The 23,449-nt window shown below is 77.7% G+C and carries 2 protein-coding genes; both read left to right on the top strand.

What is annotated here, in order from left to right:
• Positions 1-374: 374 nt before the first annotated feature.
• Entirely contained in the window at positions 375-17,762 is a 17,388-nt protein-coding gene (locus ACFQRF_RS04340) for a type I polyketide synthase (RefSeq protein ID WP_379869053.1), read from the top strand.
• Positions 17,759-23,449 carry a type I polyketide synthase gene (locus tag ACFQRF_RS04335; protein ID WP_379869052.1) on the top strand — a complete coding sequence of 1,897 codons (5,691 nt, stop codon included), beginning with the start codon at positions 17,759-17,761 and terminating at the stop codon, positions 23,447-23,449. The genes ACFQRF_RS04340 and ACFQRF_RS04335 overlap by 4 nt, the downstream gene beginning before the upstream one ends.

Genomic DNA, 23,449 nt, shown 5'->3' with positions numbered 1-23,449 from the left:
CCTGCGTCATCGGAACCTCACGCGAAGTCCTTGCTCGTGATCGCGCCTGACGTGCGGATTGCGCGGCGCGACGGCTCCTGGGGTCGTGCCCCGGGCCTGCCCCGCAAGGGAACCATTGCATGCTAGGGGGAAATGTGGCTGACGTTCCAGCATTTTTCGGAAATTGCGGGTGAATTGCAATTCCTAGGGGTGAATAGGGGGGAGGTAGGGGATCCGGCGTCGCTTATAGGGGTTTTGCGGTGCTGTCCCGTCCCCAATCATTGACCTGTCCAATCGCCGGTTTTCCGGCCCTCGGCCACCGTTTCGGCGACACCGATTTCGCGTCGGCCGGCCGGAGCGGGCGAGCGGTGCGCATTGCGAGGAGGGGTGGGACGATGACGCGTTCCGGGCTGATCCGGCCGCTGCCGGAGACCCTGCGGGAGCGGGCCGCCGCCCATGGAGACCGGACGGCCTTCCGCGACCCGTGGCGCAGCCTCGGTTACGCCGAACTGGAGCGCCGCACCGCCCGGCTGGGCGGTCACCTCGCCGGACTCGGGGTGTGCGCCGGCGAACGCGCCGTCATCCTGCTCGGCGACCGGGTCGAGACCGTGGAGAGCTACCTCGCGGTGACGCGCGCGGGCGGTGTCGGCGTGCCCGTCAACCCGCACAGCTCCGCCGCCGAACTCGGCCACATCCTCGCCGACAGCGGTGCGGTGCTCGTCATCACCGATCCGGCCCGGCTGGAGGTGCTGCGCCGCGCGGTCGGCGACGGTCCCCTGCCGTCCGTCGTGCTGGCCGGGCCCCCCGGCGGCGGCCCCGCCGACGACGCGGCCGTCCTCGCCGGCACGGCGGACTTCGAACGGCTGGCCACCACCGATCCGGCCCGCCCCGCGCCCGACGACCTCGGCCTCGACGCCCCCGCCTGGCTGCTCTACACCTCCGGCACCACCGGCCGCCCCAAGGGCGTGCTCTCCACCCAGCGCTCCTGCCTGTGGTCGGTGGCCTCCTGCTACGCGCCGATCCTCGGGCTGTCCGCCACGGACCGGGTGCTCTGGCCGCTGCCGCTCTTCCACAGCCTCGCGCACATCCTCTGCGTCCTGGGCGTGACGTCGGTGGGCGCCACCGCGCACATCCTGCCCTCGGCCGCCGCCGGCGACGTCCTGGACGAGCTGCACCGCGACGCCTACACCCTCGTGGCCGGCGTCCCCGCCCTCTACCACCACCTGCTGCGCACCCGCGAGCAGGACCGGCCGGACACCGCCGCGCTGCGGGTCTGCCTGTCCACGGGAGCCGTCACCGCCGCGTCGCTGCGCCGGGACTTCGAGGCGGCCTTCGCCGTGCCACTGGTCGACAGCTACGGCAGCACCGAGACCTGCGGCGCGATCACCATGACCCGGCCGGGCACCCCCGCGCCGGACGGGTCATGCGGCATCCCGGTCCCCGGGCTGCGGGTCCGCCTCGTCCACCCCGACACCGGCCGCGACGTCGCGGCGGGGGAGGAGGGCGAGGTGTGGGTCGCCGGCCCCAACCTGATGCTCGGCTACCACGGACGGGCCGATGACACCGCCGCCGCTCTGCGCGACGGCTGGTACCGCACCGGCGACCTCGCCCGCCAGGACGCGGCGGGTTTCCTCGCCATCAGCGGCCGGCTCAAGGAACTCATCATCCGCGGCGGGGAGAACATCCACCCGGCGGAGATCGAGGACGTGGTCCGCGAGGTTCCCGGAGTCGCGGACGCGGCCGCCGCCGGCCGCGCCGACGAGACACTGGGCGAGGTCCCCGTCGTCTACGCGGTCCCTGAGGACGGCGGCACCCTGGACCCCGAGAAGATCTTCGCGGCCTGCCGCGACCGGCTGTCCTACTTCAAGGTCCCCGAGGCGCTCTACCAGGTGCCGCGCATCCCGCGGACCGGATCGGGCAAGGTCGTCCGGCACGCGCTGGCCGACGGGCCGCACACCCTCGTGGCGTCCGCCCGGCAGCACGGCGCGCCGGTGCCGGCCGAGCAGCCCCCGGCCGGAGGCGACCCGGCGGTCGCGGGCGCGCTGCGCCGCCGCATCGGCGGCCTGCCGGACGCGGCGCGGGCCCGCCACCTCGGCCGGCTCGTGCGTGCCGAGGTCGCCGAAGTACTCGGCCTGCCCGGCCCGGACGCGGTCGGCGCGCTTCGCTCATTCCGGGAGCTCGGATTCGACTCCGCCACCGCGGTGCGGCTGCGCAACCGGCTGACGGCGGCCACCGGCCTGCGGCTGCCCGCCACACTCGCCTTCGACCACCCCACACCGGCCGCGGTGGCCGGCCGCCTGGGCCGGGACCTGCTGGGGGATCCCGGCCCGGCTCGCCGGCCGGTGCGAACGCCGGGCGGGCCGGACGAACCGATCGCGATCGTCGGCATGGCCTGCCGGTACCCCGGCGCGGTCGGCTCCCCCGAGGAGCTGTGGCGGCTGGTCGCCGAGGGCCGCGACGCGGTCGCGGACTTCCCCGGCGACCGGGGCTGGGACCTGGCGAGCCTCTTCCACCCCGACCCCGGCCACCCCGGTACCAGCTACGTGCGATCCGGGGGGTTCCTCGACGGCGCGGGGGAGTTCGACGCCGGGTTCTTCGGGATCAGCCCGCGTGAGGCGCTGGCCATGGACCCGCAGCAGCGGCTGCTGCTGGAGGTGGCCTGGGAGGCGGTCGAACGCGCCGGCATCGACCCGGCCGCGTTGCGCGGCACCGCCACCGGGGTGTTCGCGGGCGTGATGTTCCACGACTACGCCTCCGGCGCCGGCCGGGTACCCGAAGGACTGGAGGGCTATCTGGGCACCGGTGGTGCGGGCAGCGTCGCGTCCGGCCGCATCTCCTACGCGCTGGGCCTGGAAGGGCCGGCGGTGACGGTGGACACCGCTTGCTCGTCGTCGCTGGTGGCGCTGCACCTGGCGGCGCAGGCGCTGCGGCGCGGCGAGTGTGCCATGGCGCTCGCGGGCGGGGTCGCGGTCATGGCGACCCCCGAGGTCTTCGTCGAGTTCAGCCGCCAGCGGGGCCTGGCCCCCGACGGCCGGTGCAAGCCGTTCGCCGCCGCGGCCGACGGCACGGGCTGGTCCGAAGGGGCCGGGGTGCTGCTCGTGGAGCGGCTGTCCGACGCCGAACGGCTCGGGCACCCCGTCCTCGCGGTCCTCCGCGGCTCGGCGGTCAACCAGGACGGCGCCAGCAACGGTCTCACCGCGCCCAGCGGCCCCGCCCAGCAGCGCGTCATCCGCCAAGCCCTCGACGACGCGGGCCTCACGCCCGCCGACGTGGACGCCGTGGAGGCGCACGGCACCGGCACCACCCTCGGCGACCCGATCGAGGCGCAGGCGCTGATCGCCACCTACGGCCGGGACCGGCCCGCCGGCCGGCCGCTCCGGCTCGGCTCGCTCAAATCCAACATCGGGCACGCCCAGGCGGCCGCGGGGGTCGGTGGCGTCATCAAGATGGTGCAGGCCATGCGGCACGGCACGCTGCCGAAGACCCTGCACGTGGACGCGCCGTCGCCGCACGTGGACTGGACGGCCGGCGCGGTGGAACTCCTGACCGAGGCCGTCCCGTGGCCGGAGGCGGGCCGTCCCCGCCGGGCGGCGGTGTCCTCGTTCGGGGTGAGCGGCACCAACGCGCACGTCATCCTGGAACAGGGCCCCGGCCGGCCCGCCGAACCGCCCGCCCCCGCACCGGCCGCTTCGGCCGGCCGCCCCGTGCTGTGGCCGCTGTCCGCCCGGGACGAGTCCGCGCTCCGCGCGCGGGCGGCGGCGCTGCTGGCGCACCTGGAGCAGCGTCCCGAGCCGGACCCGGCCGACGTCGGGCACGCGCTGGCCACCACGCGCACCGCCATGGCACATCGCGCGGCCGTCATCGGCGCCGGGCGGGACGCGCTGGCGGCCGGGCTGCGTGCACTGGCCGACGGCACCGCCGCCCCCGGCCTCGTGCGCGCGACAGCGGGCACCGGCGACGGCGGGAGCGTCTTCGTGTTCCCCGGTCAGGGGGCACAGTGGGTGGGGATGGGCGCGGAGCTGCTGGAGTGCTCGCCGGTGTTCGCCGACCGGATCGCGGAGTGCGCCGATGCGCTGCGGCCGTTCACCGGCTGGGGTCTGGTGGACGTGCTGCGGGGTGCCGAAGGCGCGCCCGGGTTCGACCGGGTGGACGTGGTGCAGCCCGCCACCTGGGCGGTCATGGTGGCGCTGGCGGAGATGTGGCGCTCGTACGGAGTGGAGCCCGCGGCCGTCGTGGGGCATTCGCAGGGGGAGATCGCGGCGGCGTGCGTCGCGGGCGCGCTGTCCCTCGCGGACGCCGCACGTGTGGTGGCCTTGCGCAGCCGGGCCATCCGGGCGCTCGCCGGACGCGGCGGCATGGTCTCCGTCGCCCTGTCCGAGCCGGACGCCCGCGCCCGTATCGCCGGCCGGTCCGGCCGGCTCTCCCTCGCCGCGGTGAACGGCCCGTCGTCGGTGGTGGTCTCCGGCGAACCGGCCGCCCTGGACGGCCTCCTCACCGAGTGCGAGCGAGACGGCGTCCGGGCGCGGCGCATCCCGGTGGACTACGCCTCCCACTCGCCGCAGGTCGAGGAACTGCGCGCCGAGCTGCTGGACGTCCTCGCGCCGATCCGGCCACGGGCCGCCGAGGTGCCCCTCTACTCCACCGTCGAAGGCAGCCGGCTGGACACCACCACGATGGACGCCGGGTACTGGTACCGCAACCTGCGCGGCACCGTCGGCTTCGAACCCGCCATCCGGGCCCTCATCGACGAGGGGCACCGGCACTTCGTCGAGGTCAGCCCGCACCCCGTGCTCACCGCCAGCGTGCAGGAGACGGCCGAGGCGGCCGGTCAGCACACCGGCGCCGCGCCCGATGCAGCCGTGGACGTGTCCGTGCTCGGCACCCTGCGCCGCAACGACGGCGGCCCGGTCCGGCTCGTCACCGCGCTGGCCGAGGCGCACGCCGCCGGGCTCGCCCTCGACTGGGACGCCGTGTTCGCCGGCCGCCCCGGCCGGCACGTGGACCTGCCCACCTACCCCTTCCAGCGCCGCCGCTACTGGCTGACGCGCTCCGCCGGGCCCGCCGCGGACGTCGCCGCCGCCGGCCTGCGGGCCGCCGGCCATCCACTGCTCGGCGCCGCCGCCCCGGTCGCCGACTCCGGCGGTGTGCTGCTCACCGGCCGGATCGGGCTCGGCAGCCACCCGTGGCTGGCCGACCACACCGTCATGGGCGCCGTCCTGCTGCCCGGCAGCGCCTTCGTCGAGATGGCGATCCGCGCCGGCGACGAGACCGGCTGCGACCTGGTCGAGGAACTCACCCTCGAAACGCCCCTGCCACTGCCCGAGCACGGCGCCCTCGACCTCCAGGTCGCGGTCGGCGCCCCCGACGGCACCGGCCGCCGCCCCCTCACCGTGCACGCCCGCCCGGCCGACGCCCCCGCCGATGCGTCCTGGACCCGGCACGCCACCGGAACGCTGTTCCGCGGCGCCGCCGCCCCGCCCGGCCTGACCGAATGGCCGCCCGCCGGTGCCGACCCCGCCGACCTGGACGGCTACTACGACCGGCTCGCCGCCTCCGGCGCCGACTACGGTCCGGCCTTCCGCGGCCTGCGGCGGGCATGGCGCCGCGGCGCCGAGGTGTTCGCCGAGGTCGCGCTGCCGGACGACGCGACGGACACCGGGAACGGCGCTCCGCCCGATTCCGGCACCGCCTTCGCCCTGCACCCGGCCCTGCTGGACGCCTGCCTGCACGGCATGGACCTGGGCGCCCTCGACCCCGGCGACGAGCCGCGGGAGGACCCGGCGCGCCGTCGGCTCGCCTTCGCCTGGAGCGGGGTCGCGCTGCACGCGACCGGTGTCCGGGCGGTGCGGGTACGGCTGGCCCCGGCCGGCCCGGACGCCGTCGCCGTGACGGTGGCCGACACGGCGGGCGCCCCGGTCGCGTCGGTGGCCGCGCTCGCCGTTCGCCCGGTCGGCACCGGCCGGCCGGCCGCCGAGCCCGCGGCGGCGCCCGAGTCGCTGTACCGCGTCGCCTGGCGCGACCTGCCCACCACGGGCGTCCCGTCGGCCACCGGACGCTGGGCCGTGTGCGGCGGCGACCCGCTGAATCTCGCCGCCACGGCGCCCGGCGGCGCGCGCCCGGACCGCCACACCGACCTTGCGGCCCTGCGCGCCGGCCTCGACCGGGGCGCGCCGGCGCCCGATGTGGTCCTGGTGTCCCTCGCGCCGGAGCCCGGCCTGCCCATGGCCGACCTGCCCGCGCGGGTGCGCGCCCTCCTCGGCGAGCAGCTGGACCGGCTGCGCGACTGGCTGGCCGACGACCGGCTGGCCGCCTCCCGCCTGATCGTCGCCACCCGTGGCGCCGCGCTCGGCGCCACCGACCCCGACGGTCCGCCCGACCTCGCCACCGCGCCCGTGTGGGGGCTGCTGCGCTCGGCGCAGTCCGAACACCCCGGCCGGTGCACGCTGCTGGACGTCGACGACCACCCCGCGTCGGCCCGGCTGCTGGCCGCCGCCGTGGCGACCGGCGAACCGCAGCTGGCACTGCGCGCCGGCCGCGTCCTCGTGCCGCGGCTCATCCGGGCGGCACCGCAGGATCCCGCCGCCGCGGCACCACCGTTCGACCCCGAGGGCACCGTGCTGGTCACCGGCGGCACCGGTGGGCTGGGAGCGCTCGTCGCCCGCCACCTCGCCGCGCGCGGCGCCCGGCACCTGCTGCTGGCCGGCCGCCGTGGCCCGGCCGCCGACGGCGCGGCCCGCCTCTCCGCCGAACTCGCCGAGCTGGGGGCCGCCGCCACCGTCGCCGCCTGCGATGTCGCCGACCGGGACGCGCTGCGCGAACTGCTGGCCGGTGTGCCGGCCGCCCACCCGCTGACCGCCGTGGTGCACACCGCCGGCGTCGTGGCCGACGGCGTCCTGGAATCGCTGACCCCCGACCGGATCGACCGCGTGCTGCGCCCCAAGCTGGACGCCGCCCTGCACCTGCACGAGCTCACCCGCGAGCACGACCTCGCCGCGTTCGTCCTCTACTCCTCCGCGGCCACGACCTTCGGCAGCCCCGGCCAGGGCAACTACGCCGCCGCCAACGCCTTCCTCGACGCGCTCGCCCACCACCGGCGGCACGCCGGGCTGCCCGCGGTCTCGCTCGCCTGGGGCCTGTGGGCCGAGCGGGCCGGGATGGGCGGCCGGCTCGGCCACGCCGACCTGCGGCGCATGGCGCGCGGCGGAACGCTCGCACTGTCCGAACGGGAGGGCCTCGCGCTCTTCGACGCCGCCGGGACGGCCGGCCACCCCGTGCTGGTGCCGGTGCGGCTGGACACCGCCGCCCTGCGGACCGGCGCGGCCGAACCCCCGTCCGCGCTGCTGCGCGACCTGGCGCCGGCCCCGGCGCGCCGCGCCGCCGCGAACCCGGCCACCACGGACGACGGCTCCCTCCCCGCCCGGCTCGCCGCGCTCCCGGAGGCCGACCGCCGGCACGAACTGCTCGACCTCGTGCGCGGCCACGCGGCCGCCGTGCTGGGGCACGCCACGCCGGACGCGGTGACCCCCGGCGGTTCCTTCAAGGAACTCGGATTCGACTCCCTCACCGCGGTCGAGCTGCGGAACCGGCTGAACACGGCCACCGGACTGCGGCTCTCGCCCACGGTCACCTTCAACCACCCCACCCCCGCCGCCATGACCGAGCACCTGGCCGCCCAACTCCTCGGGCCGACGCTCGCCCCCGCGCCGGCCGCCCGGGCCGTCGGCGCCGACGACGACCCGATCGTGATCGTCGGCATGAGCTGCCGGTTCCCCGGCGGGGTGGAGTCTCCAGAGGACCTGTGGCGCGTGGTCGCGGACGGCACCGACGTCGTCGGCGGGCTGCCCACCGACCGTGGCTGGGACCTCGACGGTCTGTACGATCCCGACCCCGGCAAGCGGGGACACAGCTATACCCGGTCGGGCGGGTTCCTCCGCGACGTCGCCGGATTCGACGCCGGGTTCTTCGGGATCGGCCCCCGCGAGGCGACCGCGATGGACCCGCAGCAGCGGCTGCTGCTGGAGGCAGCCTGGGAGGCCGTCGAACGCGCCGGCATCGACCCCGCCACCCTGCGCGGCACCCGGACCGGGGTGTTCGCCGGCACCCACGGCCAGGACTACGGAGCCCTGCTTTCGGCCGACCCCCAGGATTTGGAGGGCTACCTGGCCACCGGCAGCGCCGCCAGCGTCGCCTCGGGCCGGATCGCCTACACCCTGGGCCTCGAAGGCCCCGCGGTGACCGTGGACACCGCCTGCTCGGCCTCCCTCGTCGCGCTGCACCAGGCCGTGCAGGCGCTGCGCCAGGACGAGTGCACGCTGGCCCTGGTCGGCGGCGTCTCGGTCATGTCCACCCCGGAAGGGCTCGTCGCGTTCAGCCGGCAGCGGGCGCTGTCCGCCGACGGGCGGTGCCGGGCGTTCGCGGCCGGCGCCGACGGCACGGGCCTGTCCGAGGGCGTCGGCATGCTGGTGGTGGAGCGGCTGTCCGACGCCGAGCGCAACGGCCACGCCGTGCTCGCCGTCGTCCGCTCGACCGCGGTGAACCAGGACGGTGCGAGCAACGGTCTCACCGCGCCGAACGGCGGCGCCCAGGAGCGCGTGATCCGCCGTGCGCTGGACGCAGCCGGGCTCTCCCCGGCCGAGGTCGACGCGGTGGAGGCGCACGGCACCGGCACGGAGCTGGGCGACCCGATCGAGGCGGAGGCGCTGATCGCCGCCTACGGCCAGGACCGTCCGGCCGGGCGTCCGCTGTACCTGGGGTCGGTGAAGTCCAACATCGGGCACACCCAGGCCGCGGCGGGCATGGCCGGGGTGATCAAGATGGTCCAGGCCATGCGGCACGGGCAGCTGCCGCGCACGCTGCACGTCGACGCGCCCACCCCGCACGTCGACTGGTCGGCGGGCGCAGTGGAATTGCTCACCGAGCACCGGCCGTGGCCTGAGACCGGCCGGCCGCGCCGGGTCGGGGTGTCATCCTTCGGCATCAGCGGCACCAACGCGCACGCCATCCTGGAACAGCCGCCGGTGAACGCACCCGTCGCCGAGCCCGCCGCCACGGACCCGGCGGCGCCGGTGCCGTGGGTGCTGTCCGGCGGGGACGAGGCGGCGCTGCGGGCGCAGGCGGCCCGGCTGCTCGACCACGTGCGGAGCGAGCCCGAAGCCGACCCGGCCGACGTCGGGTACGCCCTGGCCACCACGCGCACGGCGTTCGGGCACCGCGCGGCCGTCGTCGGCACCGGACGGAACGAACTGCTGGCCGGCCTGGAGGCGCTCGCGGCGGGGGCCGAGAATCCCGGGATCCTGCGCGGTTCCGCGCTCGCGGCGGACCGTGGGCCGGTGTTCGTGTTCCCTGGTCAGGGGGCGCAGTGGGTGGGGATGGGCGCGGAGCTGCTGGACGCCGTGCCGGTGTTCGCGGAGCGGATCGCGGAGTGTGCCGCCGCTCTGGAGCCGTTCACCGGCTGGGGGCTCGTGGACGTGCTGCGGAGTGCCGAATGCGCGCCCGGATTCGAGCGGGTGGACGTGGTACAGCCCGCCACCTGGGCGGTCATGGTGGCGCTGGCCGAGGTGTGGCGCTCGTACGGAGTGGAACCCGCCGCCGTCGTCGGGCACTCGCAGGGCGAGATCGCGGCGGCGTGCGTCGCGGGCGCGCTCTCCTTGGACGATGCCGCCCGGGTGGTGGCGCTGCGCAGCCGGGCCATCCGGGCGCTGGCCGGACGCGGTGGGATGGTCTCCGTCGCGGCGGCCGAAGCCGACGTCCGGAGCCGGATCGCGGGCCGGGACGGGCTCGCGGTGGCGGCGGTGAACGGCCCCTCGTCGGTGGTGGTCTCCGGTGAGGAGGCCGCCCTGGACGGCCTCCTCACCGAGTGCGAGCGCGACGGGGTCCGCGCGCGGCGCATCCCGGTGGACTACGCCTCCCACTCGCCGCAGGTCGAGGAACTGCGCGCCGAACTGCTGGACGTGCTCGCCCCGATCCGGCCGGGTACCGCCCGGATCCCGGTGTACTCCACCGCCGAAGGCGGCTGGCTGGACACCGCGACGATGGACGCCGGGTACTGGTACCGCAACCTGCGCGGCACCGTGGGATTCGAACCCGCCGTCCGCGCCCTCATCGACGAGGGGTACCGGCACTTCGTGGAGGTGAGCCCGCACCCGGTCCTCACCACCGCCGTCCAGGAGATCGCCGAGACGACCGCCCCCGCGGCCGTCGTCGGCACGCTCCGCCGGGACGACGGCGGCCCCGCCCGGCTGGCCGCCGCGCTGGCCACGGCGCACGTGGCCGGTATCGGTCTCGACTGGACCACGGTGTTCGCCGGCCGCCCGGGGCGGCGCCTCGATCTGCCCACCTACCCCTTCCAGCGCCGCCGCTACTGGCTGGACCGCGCGTCCCGCCCCTCGGGCGACATCACCTGGGCCGGCCTGACCTCGGCCGGCCACCCCCTGCTCGGCGCCGCGGTCGCTCTCCCCGGCTCCGGCGGCATCCTGCTCACCGGCCGCCTCACCGAATCCACCCTGCCCTGGCCGGCCGAGTCAGCGGAGCCACCGGCGGCGGCCGTCCTCGACCTGGCCTTCCGCGCCGCCGACGAGGCCGGATGCGACCTGGTCGAGCGCCTCACCGTCGACACCCCGCTCCGCCTTCCCGAGAGCGGCGCGCTGCACCTGCGCCTCACCGTCGACGCCCCCGGACCCGGGGGACGCCGCCCCTTCACCCTGCACACCCGGCCCGAGGACGCCGCTCCGGACGCGCCGTGGACCCGCAACGCGACCGGTGACCTCGCGATCGCGTCACCCGAGCCGGTGGCGCCGCCGGCCGACCGCGCCGCGTGGCCGCCCGTGGGCGCGGAACCGGTCGCCGTCCCGGCTGAGGCGTCCGCCGTGGGACTGCGGGCGGCCTGGCGGCACGGCGACGCGGTGTACGCCGAGGTCGTGCTGCCCGAGGACACCGCGGCCGAGGCCGACCGATTCGGGCTGCACCCGGCCCTGTTGGACGCCGCCCTGCGCGCGGACGGCCTGGCCGGTGCCGTGCCGGACTCCGCGATGTTCGCCGCGGAGTGGAGCCGGGTGCGGCTGCACGCCAGCGCCGCGGCGGAACTCCGGGTCCGGCTCGCCCGCGTCGGCGCGGAGACCCTGGTGGTGACCGCGGCCGACCCGGCCGGCGCGCCGGTGCTCAGCGCGGAGGCGGTCACGCTGCGGCCGCGGCCGTCCGCGACGCCGGCGCGGCGCGACGCGCTGTTCCGGCTCGACTGGGTCGACGTCGACACCGACACCGTGGCCCCCGCCGCGCCCGTGCGCCCATGGGCGCTGCTCGGGGCGGACGCCGCGGCCGAGGACGGGCCGCTCGCCGCACCGGCCGGTGCCGGGGCGCCTGAGGGGCGGACCGGCGCGTTCACCGACATCGACGACCTGCTCCGCGGCGGCACCTCGGGCGCCCCCCTGCCGGAGACCGTCATCGTCGGCTGCCCGTCGGGCCGGGCGGTCGACCCGGCCGCCGGGGCCCGCGTCGCCGTGCTCCGCGCACTCGACCTGCTGCGCCGCTGGCCGGTCGAGGAACGGCTCGACGGCGTCCGCCTGGTCCTGGTGTCCCGGGGGGCCGTCGCCACCCCGGGCGACGCGCCCGCCGATCCGGCGCAGGCCGCCGTCTGGGGACTGGTCCGCTCCGCGCAGGCCGAGCACCCCGGCCGGTTCGTGCTCGCCGACGTCGACGGCTCCGCGACGTCGGCCCGGGCGCTCCTCGCCGCGGTGGCCACCGGCGAACCGCAGTTCGCCGTGCGCGACGGATCCGTCAAGGTCCCCCGTCTGACGCGGGCGGCACCCGCGCCGACGGCGCCCCGGCGGCTCGACCCGGACGGCACCGTGCTGGTGACCGGCGGCCCCGGCACGCTCGGCGGCCTGGTCGCCCGTCACCTGGCCGCCGCGCACGGCGTCCGCCACCTGCTGCTGATCAGCCGGCGCGGCGACACCGCGCCCGGTGCGGCGCGGCTGCGCGCGGACCTGGCCGGGCTGGGCGCCGCGGTCACCATCGCCGCGTGCGACGTCGCGGACCGCGAGCGGCTGCGCGCCGTCCTCGACGCCATCCCCGCCGCGCGTCCGCTGACGGCGGTGGTGCACGCCGCGGGGGCGACCGACGACGGCCTGACCACCGACCTCACCCCCGAGCGGGTCGAGCGGGTGCTGCGCCCCAAGGCCGACGGCGCCCGTCACCTGCGCGAACTCACCCGCGACCGGGACCTCGCGGCGTTCGTGCTGTTCTCCTCGGCGGCCGGCACGATCGGCAGCGCCGGCCAGGGCAACTACGCCGCCGCCAACGCCTTCCTCGACGCCTACGCCGGGCGGCTCCGCGCCGAGGGCGTCCCCGCGGTCGCGCTGGCATGGGGCCTGTGGGCGGAACGCAGCGAACTCACCGGGGCTCTCGGCGCGGCCGACCTCGCCCGGATCGCCCGCGGCGGCACGCTGCCGCTCGCCACGGACGAGGCGCTGGCGCTGTTCGACGCGGCGCTCGGCGGCACCGACGCGGTGCTGCTCCCCGTCCGTCTCGACGTCGCCGCCCTCCAGGCCGCCGGCCGGCCGGTGCCGCCGGTGCTCCGCGGTCTGCTCCGCCCCGCCCGCCGCCGGGCGGCCCGCGCCGCCGGGCAGGCCGGCGGCGGGAAGCCGGCGGCCGAACGGCTGGCCGCCCTTCCGGCGGCCGAACGCCGCCGGGAGGTGCTGGAGCTCGTCCGCGCGACCGCGGCCGCCGCCCTCGGCCACCCGGCCCCGGACGCGCTGGACGCCGACCGCGCCTTCCGCGAGCTCGGCTTCGACTCCCTCACCGCCGTGGACGTGCGCAACCGGCTGCGGTCCGCCACCGGGCTGCGCCTGCCCACCACCCTGGTGTTCGACCACCCGACCCCGGCGGCGCTCGCCGACCATCTGCTGGCCGAACTGTCGGGCGCGCCGGGCCCGGACGCCGCCCCGGAGCCGCCGGCCGCCCGGCCCGGCGATGCGGGAGAGCCGATCGCCATCGTCGGGATGGGCTGCCGGTTCCCCGGCGGGGTGCGCTCGCCCGAGGACCTGTGGCGGCTGCTCGCGGCGGGCGGCGACGCGATCTCGGACTTCCCGGCCGACCGCGGCTGGGACCTCGACGCCCTCTACCACCCCGACCCCGACCACCCCGGCACCAGCTACACCCGCTCCGGCGGCTTCCTGCACGACGCGGCCGAGTTCGACGCCGACTTCTTCGGCATCAACCCCCGCGAGGCCGCGGTCATGGACCCGCAGCAGCGGCTGCTGCTGGAGGTCTCCTGGGAGGCGCTGGAGCGGGCCGGGATCGACCCGTCCGGGCTGCGCGGCGGCCGGGTCGGCGTCTTCGCCGGTTCCAGCGGGCAGGACTACGCCACCCTGGCCGGCGCCGTGCCCGAGGCCGACCAGGGCTACCTCGTCACCGGCTCCGGGGCCGCGGTGCTGTCCGGCCGGGTCTCCTACGCGTTCGGCCTGGAGGGGCCGGCGGTCACGGTGGACACCGCGTGCTCGTCGTCCCTGGTGGCGCTGCACCTGGCCTGCCAGGCGCTGCGCCAGGGCGAGTGCTCCCTGGCGCTGGCCGGCGGCGTCACGGTGACCGCCACACCGGCCACGTTCGTGGCGATCAGCCGGCAGCGCGGCCTCGCGCCCGACGGCCGCTGCAAGGCGTTCTCGGCGCGGGCGGACGGGTTCGGGATGTCCGAGGGCGCCGGCATGCTCGTCGTGGAGCGGCTCTCCGACGCCCTCGCCAACGGCCACCCGGTGCTCGCGGTGGTGCGCGGGTCGGCGGTCAACCAGGACGGCGCCAGCAACGGTCTCACCGCGCCGAACCGTGGCGCGCAGGAACGGGTGATCCGCCAGGCGCTGGCCGCGGCCCGGCTCGCCCCGGCCGAGGTGGACGCCGTGGAGGCGCACGGCACCGGCACCCGGCTCGGCGACCCCATCGAGGCGCACGCGCTCATGGCCACCTACGGGCAGGACCGGCCCGCCGGCCGGCCGCTGCGCATCGGCTCCGTCAAGTCAAACATCGGCCACACCCTCGGCGCCGCCGGGGTCGCGGGCGTCATCAAGACGGTGCTGGCGCTGGGGCACGGCGAACTGCCGCGCACCCTGTACGCCGACGACCCGTCCCCGGACATCGACTGGTCGGCGGGGACGGTCGCCCCGCTCACCGAGGCGATGCCGTGGCCCGAGACCGGGCGGGCGCGCCGGGCGGGGGTCTCCTCCTTCGGTATCAGCGGCACCAACGCGCACGTCGTCCTGGAGCGGCCGCCGGACCCGCCCGCCGACGGCGCGGACCACGGCCGGCCCGCAGGGGGGTCCAGTGCCGCGCCCGCCGTCCCGTGGCTGCTCACCGCCAAGAGCGAGGCGGCGCTGCGCGGCCAGGCCGCCCGCCTGCTCGACCACCTCGCCGAGCACCCGGACGCGCGCCCCGTCGACGTCGGCGCGGCGCTCGCCACCACCCGCGCGGCGTTCCCGCACCGCGCCGCCGTGGTCGCCACCGACCACGACGCGTTCACCGCGGGGCTGCGCGCCCTCGTGCACGGCGAGCCCGCGGTGGACGTCCACCGCGGCACCGCCGAGACCGCCGGCCGCACCGCGTTCCTGTTCTCCGGGCAGGGCGCGCAGCGCCCGCGCATGGGCGCCGGACTGCGCTCCGCCCACCCGGTGTTCGCCGGGGTGTTCGACGACGTGGCCGCCCGCCTGGACGCCGAACTGGCCGGATACGTCGACGTCCCGCTCCGCGAGGTGCTCGCCGCCGAACCCGGTTCCCCCGCGGCCGGCCTGCTGGACCGCACCGTCTACACCCAGACCGCGCTGTTCGCCTTCGAAACGGCGGCGTTCCGGCTCCTCGACCACCTCGGCGTGCGCCCCGACGTGCTGCTGGGCCACTCGATCGGGGAGCTGGCCGCCGCGCACGCGGCCGGCGTGCTCTCCCTCGATGACGCCTGCACCCTGGTCGCCGCGCGCGCCCGGCTGATGCAGGCACTGCCCGGCGGCGTGATGCTCTCGGTACGCGCCCCCGAGGCGGAGGTCCGTCCGCTGCTCACCGGCCTGGCCACCGAGGCGGGGATCGCCGCGGTCAACGGTCCGCAGGCCACCGTGCTGTCCGGGACGGCCGCCGCGGTGGAGCGGATCGCCGGTGTGCTCGCCGAGCGGGGCGTGCGGACCCGGCGGCTGCGGGTGAGTCACGCGTTCCATTCGCCGCTGATGGAGCCGATGCTGGCGGAGTTCCGCGCCGTGGCCGAACGGGTCGGCTACGCCGAGCCGCGCATCCCGGTGGTCTCCGACCTCACCGGCGAAATCGCCGATCCCGCCGAGATCACCACCGCCGACTACTGGGTCCGGCACGTCCGCTGTCCCGTCTGGTTCGCCGACGGCCTCACCCGGCTGCGCGACCTCGGCTGCACCACCCTGCTGGAGGTCGGCCCCGGTGGGGCGCTCACCTCGATGGCACAGGACGGCCTCGGCGACACCACCGCCGTGTGCGTCCCCGTCGCCCGCAAGGACCTCCCCGAGCCCGCGGCGCTCGCCGCGGCCCTCGCCGCCCTCTTCGTGCACGGTGCCGCCCCCGACTGGGCCGCCTTCTTCACCGGCCACCGCCCGCGCCCGGTGACGCTGCCCACCTACGCCTTCCAGCGCCGCCGCTACTGGCTGGACGCGCCCACCCCGGCCGAACCCCCCGCGCGCGGCGCCACCGTGCGGGCGGACCCCGCCGAGGCGCGGTTCTGGGACGCCGCCGAGGACGCCGACCCCGCCGCCCTCGCCGCCGCCCTCGGCCTGGCCGACGGCGACCACCGGGAGCTGTCCGCCGTGCTGCCGGCGCTGTCCGCCCTCGCCGGCCGGCGCCGCGGCGCCCGGCGGCGCGCCACCGCCGACTCCTGGCGGCACCGCTTCGTGTGGCGGCCGCTCACCGCCCCCGCCGACGCCACGCCCACCGGCACCTGGCTGCTCGCCGTCCCCGCCGAGCAGGCCGGCGACCCCTGGGTCGCGGCGGCCGAGCGGACGCTGGCCGAGCGCGGGGCCCGGGTGCGCCGGATCGACCTGACCGCCGACCACGCCGACCGCCGGCGGCTGGCCCCCGACCTGCTCCGGACGGCGGGCGGGACCCCCGACCTCCCGGCCGGGGACGTCACCGGCGTGCTCTCCCTGCTCGCGCTCGCCGAGCGGCCGTACCCCGGCCACCCCGCGGCGCCACTCGGCCTGGCGCTCACCACCGCCCTCGTGCAGGCCCTGGGCGACGCCGGCGTCGACGCGCCGCTGTGGTGCGCCACCCGCACGGCACTGCCGGTCTCCGCCGCCGACCGTCCGGAGCACCCGCTCCAGGCGCACGTCTGGGGTCTGGGACGGGCCGCCGCCCTGGAGCACCCGCAGCGCTGGGGCGGCCTGGTCGACCTTCCCGCGGCCCCCGACGCGCGGGCCCGCGCGCACCTCGCCGCCGCGCTGACCGGCCCGGACGGAGCCGACCAGCTCGCCGTGCGCGACGCGGGCCTGTTCACCCGGCGCCTCGTCCCCGCCGCACCGGCCGCCGCGCCGGCCCACGACTGGCGGCCCACCGGCACGGTGCTCGTCACCGGCGGCACCGGTGCCCTCGGCGCGCACGTCGCCCGCTGGCTGGCCCACAACGGGGCCGAGCACCTGGTCCTCACCAGCCGCCGTGGGCCCGCCGCGCCGGGAGCCGGCGAACTGGCCGCCGAACTCACCGCCCTGGGGACACGGGTCACCGTCACGGCCTGCGACATGGCCGAGCGCGCCGAGGCCGCCCGGGTGCTCGCCGCAATCCCCGAGGAGACGCCGCTGACCGCCGTGGTGCACACCGCCGGAGTCCTGGACGACGGCGTCCTCGACGGCATGACCCCCGAGCGGCTCGCCGCGGTGCTGCGCCCCAAGACCGAGGCGGCCCGGCACCTGCACGAGCTCACCCGGGACCGCGACCTGTCGGCGTTCGTGCTCTTCTCCGCAATGGCGGGGGCGGTCGGCAGCGCCGGGCAGGCCAACTACGCCGCCGGCAACGCCTACCTGGACGCGCTCGCCGGGTGGCGGCGCTCGCGCGGCCTGCCCGCCACCTCCATCGCCTGGGGCTGGTGGGACGGCGACGGTATGGCGTCCGGCGTGGACGCGCACCGCATGCACGGCAACGGCCTGGCGGCCATGGACCCCGAGACCGCGGTCGAGGCGCTGCGCCGCGCCACCGACGGCGACGACGGCTGCCCGCTGGTCGCCGACGTCGACTGGACCCGGTTCGTGCCCGCGTTCACCGCCGCGCGCCGCAGCCCGCTGCTCGCCGGCCTCGCCGGCACACCCGCGACCGCGGACACGGCCGCCCCGGCGGCCCCCGCACCGGAGGCGTCGCTGCGCGCCCGGCTCGCGGACTGCCGCTCGGAGGCGCAGCGGGACCGCGTGCTGCTGGAGACGGTCCGCGCGCACGCCGCCGGCATTCTGCGCCGCGGGTCGCCCGGGGACGTCGACCCCGGACGGGGCTTCCTGGACCTCGGCTTCGACTCGCTCACCGCCGTCGAGCTGCGGAACCGGCTGACCGCCGCCACCGGCCTGCGGCTGCCGCCCACCCTCGTCTTCGACCACCCCACCCCGCAGGCACTGGCCCGCCACCTGCGGACCGAACTCGCCCCCGAACCCGCCGAGCCGGACGGCACCGCCACCGAGCCCGGCGCCGCCGCGGCGGCGCCCCGACCCGAGGACGACGCGGACGCCATCGACGGCATGGACGTCGAGAGTCTGCTGCGCGCCGCCCGCACGACCACCGAGTCCCGCCGATCTCCGGAAGTGGGGAGACCATGAGCCACACGCCGCCCGAGGAACTCGTCACGGCTCTGCGGGACGCGCTCAAGGAGATCGGCCGGCTGCGCCGCGAGGGGCGGGAGGCCGCCGAGCGCCTGCGCGAACCGGTCGCGGTCGTCGGCATGGCCTGCCGGTTCCCCGGCGGGGTCCGCTCGCCGGAGGAGCTGTGGGAGCTGGTGGCCGAGGGGCGCGACGCCATCGGCGCGTGGCCGGCGGACCGCGGCTGGGACCGCGCCGCCCTGTACCACCCCGACCCCGACCACCCGGGGACCAGCTACGTCCGCGAGGGCGGCTTTCTGTACGACCTCGCCGGCTTCGACGCCGGGTTCTTCGGGATCAGCCCACGCGAGGCGCTGGCCATGGACCCGCAGCAGCGGCTGCTGCTGGAGGTCGCCTGGGAGGCGGCCGAACACGCCGGCGTCGACCCGGCCGCGCTCCGCGGCACCCGGACCGGGGTGTTCGTCGGAACCAACGGGCAGGACTACCCGGCCCTGCTCGCCGACCCGCCGGAGGAACTGGAAGGGCACGTCGGCACCGGCGGCGCCGCGAGCGTCGCCTCGGGGCGGATCGCCTACGTCCTCGGCCTGGAGGGGCCGGCGCTGACGGTGGACACCGCGTGCTCGTCGTCCCTGGTGGCGCTGCACCTGGCGGCGCAGGCGCTGCGGCGCGGCGAATGCACTATGGCACTGGCCGGCGGGGTGTCCGTGATGGCGACCCCGGCCGGGTTCGTCGGGTTCAGCCGGCAGCGGGGCCTGGCGCCCGACGGCCGGTGCAAGCCGTTCGCCGCCGCGGCCGACGGCACCGCGTGGGGCGAGGGCGTCGGGCTGCTGCTGGTGGAGCGGCTGTCCGACGCCGAGCGCAACGGGCACCGGGTGCTGGCGGTGCTGCGCGGCTCCGCGGTGAACCAGGACGGTGCGAGCAGCGGATTGACCGCGCCCAGCGGGCCCGCCCAGCAGCGGGTGATCCGCGAGGCGCTGCGGTCCGCCGGTCTGACCCCGGCCGAGGTGGACGCCGTGGAGGCGCACGGGACGGGGACCACGCTCGGCGACCCGATCGAGGCGCAGGCCCTGCTCGCCACCTACGGGCGGGACCGTCCGGCCGGGCGTCCGCTGTACCTGGGGTCGGTGAAGTCCAACATCGGGCACAGCCAGGCGGCGGCGGGCGTGGCCGGGGTGATCAAGATGGTGCAGGCCATGCGGCACGGCGAGCTGCCGCGCACGCTGCACGTGGACGCGCCGTCACCGCACGTGGACTGGTCGGCGGGCGCCGTGGAACTGCTCGCCGAACCCACCGCCTGGCCCGAGACCGGCCGGCCGCGCCGGGCCGGTGTCTCCTCCTTCGGGGTGAGCGGCACCAACGCGCACGTGATCCTGGAGCAGCCGCCCGCCCCGCCGAAGGCCACGTCCGCGCCCTCCGCGACCCCGGCACGGCCGGTCGCCTGGCCGGTGTCGGGACGCGGCGCGGCGGCGCTGCGGGCGCAGGCGGCCCGGCTGCTCGGCCACGTGGAACGGCGCCCACCCGGAGCGGCCGCCGTGCGGGAAGCGGTCCCCGGTCCCGCCGAGCTGGGGCGCGCGCTCGCCACGAGCCGAGCCGCCCTCTCCCATCGCGCCGTCGTGGTCGGCCGCGACCGCGAGGAACTGCTGGCCGGGCTGCGGGCGCTCGCCGACGGAGCCGACGCCCCGAACCTGGTGTGCGGCACCGCCGGCGCTCCGGGCGACCCCGTCTTCGTGTTCCCTGGTCAGGGGGCGCAGTGGGTGGGGATGGGTGCGGAGCTGCTGGACGCCGTGCCGGTGTTCGCCGACCGGATCGCGGAGTGTGCCGCCGCTCTGGAGCCGTTCACCGGCTGGGGGCTGGTGGACGTGCTGCGCGGTGCTGAGGGCGCGCCGGGGTTCGATCGGGTGGACGTGGTGCAGCCCGCCACCTGGGCGGTCATGGTGGCGCTGGCCGAGGTGTGGCGCTCTTATGGAGTGGAGCCGGCCGCCGTCGTGGGGCATTCGCAGGGCGAGATCGCGGCGGCGTGCGTCGCGGGCGCGCTGTCCCTGGCGGACGCTGCCCGGGTGGTGGCGTTGCGCAGCCGGGCCATCCGGGCGCTGGCCGGACGCGGCGGCATGGTGTCGGTGGCACTGGCCGAGCCGGAGGCGCGGGATCGGATCACGGGCCGGGACGGGCTCGCGGTGGCGGCGGTGAACGGCCCGTCGTCGGTGGTGGTGTCCGGCGAACCGGCCGCCCTGGACGGCCTCCTCACCGCGTGCGAGCGCGACGGGGTCCGCGCGCGGCGCATCCCGGTGGACTACGCCTCCCACTCGGCGCAGGTCGAGGAACTGCGCGGCGAGCTGCTCGATGTCCTCGCGCCGATCCGGCCACGGGCCGCCGACGTCCCGCTGTACTCCACGGTGGACGGCCGCTGGCTGGACACCACCACGATGGACGCCGGGTACTGGTACCGCAACCTGCGCGGCACCGTGGGATTCGAACCCGCCGTCCGCGCCCTCCTCGACGACGGCCACCGCGGCTTCGTGGAGGTGAGCCCGCACCCGGTCCTCACCACCAGCGTGCAGGACACCATCGAACACAGCGGCCTCGGTGCCGACGACGTGCCCGTGCTGGGCACCCTGCGCCGGGATGACGGCGGCCGGGTCCGGCTCGTCACCGCACTGGCCGAGGCGCACGTGGCCGGGCTCGCCCTCGACTGGGCCGCAGTGCTCCCCGGCGCCGCCGGAGAGCACGTGGAGCTGCCCACCTACGCCTTCCAGCACCGCCGGTACTGGCCGGACACCGCCGCGATCCGGTCCGGCGACGTCGCCGCGGCCGGGCTCGCCGCCGTCCGGCACCCGATGCTGGGCGCGGCGCTGACCGCCGCCGAGGAGGACGGCGTCGTGCTGACCGGCCGGATCGGGCTCGGCAGCCACCCGTGGCTGGCCGACCACGCCGTGGCGGGCACCGTCCTGCTGCCCGGCAGCGCGTTCGTCGAACTCGCGCTGCGCGCCGGTGACGAGGCCGGGTGCCCGCACCTGGAGGAACTCACCCTGCAGGCCCCGCTCACGCTCGGCGGCGACGCGGCCGTCCACCTGCGGGTGGCCGTCGGGCCGCCCGACGAGACCGGCCGCCGCCCGGTCGGCGTGCACGCCCGACCGGCCGACGCCCCAGCCGGCGCGCCCTGGACCCGGCACGCCGCCGGTTTCCTCACCGCCGACGCACCCGAGCCCGCCTTCGCCCCGGCCGCGTGGCCGCCCGCCGGGGCCACCGAGGTCCCGGTCGCCGACGTGTACGCCCGGTTCGCCGACACCGGAATCGACTACGGTCCGGCGTTCCGCGGCCTGCGGCGGGCGTGGCTGCGCGGCGACGAGGTGTTCGCCGAGGTCGCGCTGCCCGAGAGCGCGTCGCCCGGTGCCCCCGGCGCGCACGGTTTCCACCTGCACCCGGCCCTGCTGGACGCCGCACTGCACGGCATGGGGCTGGGATCGGTCCTGCGCGGCGCCGACGGAGCCGCCGGCGAACAGCGTGGCCGGCTGGCCTTCGCCTGGACCGGCGTCTCCCGCCACGCGACCGGTGTCCGGGCGGTGCGGGTACGGCTGGCCCCGGCCGGCCCGGACGCCGTCGCCGTCGAGCTGGCCGACCCGGCCGGCGCCCCCGTGGCCTCGGTGAAGGCGCTGGCCGTCCGCCCGGTCGCCGCCGAACGGCTCGCCGCACGGCCGGTGCACCACGACTCGCTGTTCCGGATCGCCTGGACCGCACCGCCCGGCCCGCCCGCCGCGCCCGGTTCCGCACCGGCCCGGTGGGCGGTGCTCGGCGGCGACCCGGCCGGGCTGGGCGACGCGCTGCGCGGCGCGGGGATCGCCGTGGAGCAGGCGGCCGGCCTCGCCGACCTCGCCGCCGGAAGCGCCCCGCCGCAGGTCGTGGCGGTCCCCTGCCCGGTCGCGGCCGGAACCGGCGTCGCCGACTCCGGCCACGCCGCCCGGACCGCCATCGGCGGCGTCCTGGAGCTGCTGCGCGCGTGGACGGCCGACGACCGATTCCCCGACGCCCGCCTCGTCCTGGTCACCCGCGGCGCGGTGGACACCGGCGCCGACGCCGACCGGACCGCCTCCGCCGACCCGGCCACCCTGCCCTGGGCGGCGGTCTGGGGCCTGGTGCGCTCGGCGCAGTCCGAACACCCGGACCGGTTCGTCCTCGCCGACATCGATGGCCACCCGGACTCCGTGCCGGCTCTCGCCGCGGCCCTGGCCGCCCGCGAACCGCAACTGGCCGTGCGCGCCGGAACGGTGACCGTCCCCCGTCTCGTCCGCGCGGTGCCGCCCGAACCGGCCGGCACTCCGCCGCCCGGTCCCGCACCGGACCCCGAGGGGACCGTGCTGGTCACCGGTGCCAGCGGCGGACTCGGCGGCTCGCTGGCCCGCCACCTGGTCGCCGCGCACGGCGTCCGGCACCTGCTGCTCGTCAGCCGGCGCGGCGCCTCCGCGCCCGGGATGGCGGAACTCGCGGCCGAGCTGTCCGGCCTCGGGGCGAGCGTGACCGTCGCCTCCTGCGACATCGCCGACCGCGCCGCGCTGGCCGAACTGCTCGCCGCCGTCCCGAGCGAGCATCCGATCACCGGCGTGGTCCACACCGCCGGCGTGGTCGACGATGGTGTGATCGGCTCGCTCACCCCCGAACAGGTGGACCGCGTACTGCGGCCCAAAGTGGACGGCGCCGTCAACCTGCACGAGCTGACCCGGGACCGCCCGCCCGCGATGTTCGCGCTGTTCTCGTCGGCCGCCACGACCTTCGGCGGTCCCGGACAGGGCAACTACGCCGCCGCCAACGCCTTCCTCGACGCCCTCGCCCGGCACCGGCGGGTCCAGGGACTCGCCGCGGTGTCCCTGGCGTGGGGACTGTGGGACGAGGAGCGCGGCATGGGGGGCCGCCTGGACGCCACCGACCGCGCCCGCATGGCGCGGGCCGGCACGGTCGCGTTCCCGGTGGCGGACGGCCTCGCGCTCTTCGACGCCGCGCACCGCATGGCCGAGCCCGTGCTGGTGCCGGCCCGGCTCGACCTCGCGGCGCTGCGGAGGCAGGCCGACACGCTGCCCACGGTGTTCCGTGACCTCATCGGCCCGCCGCCGCACCGCGCGCCGCACGCCGAGGGCACGGGCGCCCCGATGGCCGACCGGCTCGCCGGCCTGTCCGAGGCCGAACGCGACCGGGTCCTCCTCGACCTCGTCCGCGGCACCGCGGCGGCCGTGCTCGGGCACGACGGCGCCGACGCGGTCGAACCCGGCCGCGCCTTCCTGGAACTCGGGTTCGACTCCCTCACCGCCGTCGAGCTGCGGAACCGGCTCGCCCGCGCCACCGGCACCCGGCTGCGCGCCACGCTCGTCTTCGACTTCCCCACCCCCGCGGCCCTCGCCGCGCACCTGGCGGCCGAACTCGCCCCCGCGCCCGCGACGCCCGACGCCGCGGTGCTCGCCGGCCTGAACCGCCTGGCGGCGCTGCTCCCCGCGGTCGCGGCCGACGACGCGGCCCGCGAGCGGGTGGCCGCCCGCCTGCGCGACCTGCTGCGCGGCTGCACGGCGGACGAGGGCGCGGAAGGCGCGGGCGCCGACCTGGACGCCGCGAGCGACGAGGAGCTGTTCGCCCTGGTCGACCACGGCATCGGCGCCCCCGACGCGGCGGACCACCCCCTTCACCCGACCTCATCAGGGAGCTGA

It is taken from the genome of Marinactinospora rubrisoli, assembly GCF_042664915.1.
GTDB lineage: Bacteria > Actinomycetota > Actinomycetes > Streptosporangiales > Streptosporangiaceae > Marinitenerispora > Marinitenerispora rubrisoli.
Note: the sequence above shows the minus strand (reverse complement) of the source record. Positions and strands in the feature narration are given on the sequence as shown.

What these genes read in the sequence shown, in the direction of transcription:
- ACFQRF_RS04340 (WP_379869053.1), top strand. Translation starts at nt 375, where the DNA reads ATGACGCGTTCCGGGCTGATCCGGCCGCTGCCGGAGACCCTGCGGGAG.
- ACFQRF_RS04335 (WP_379869052.1), top strand. Translation starts at nt 17,759, where the DNA reads ATGAGCCACACGCCGCCCGAGGAACTCGTCACGGCTCTGCGGGACGCG.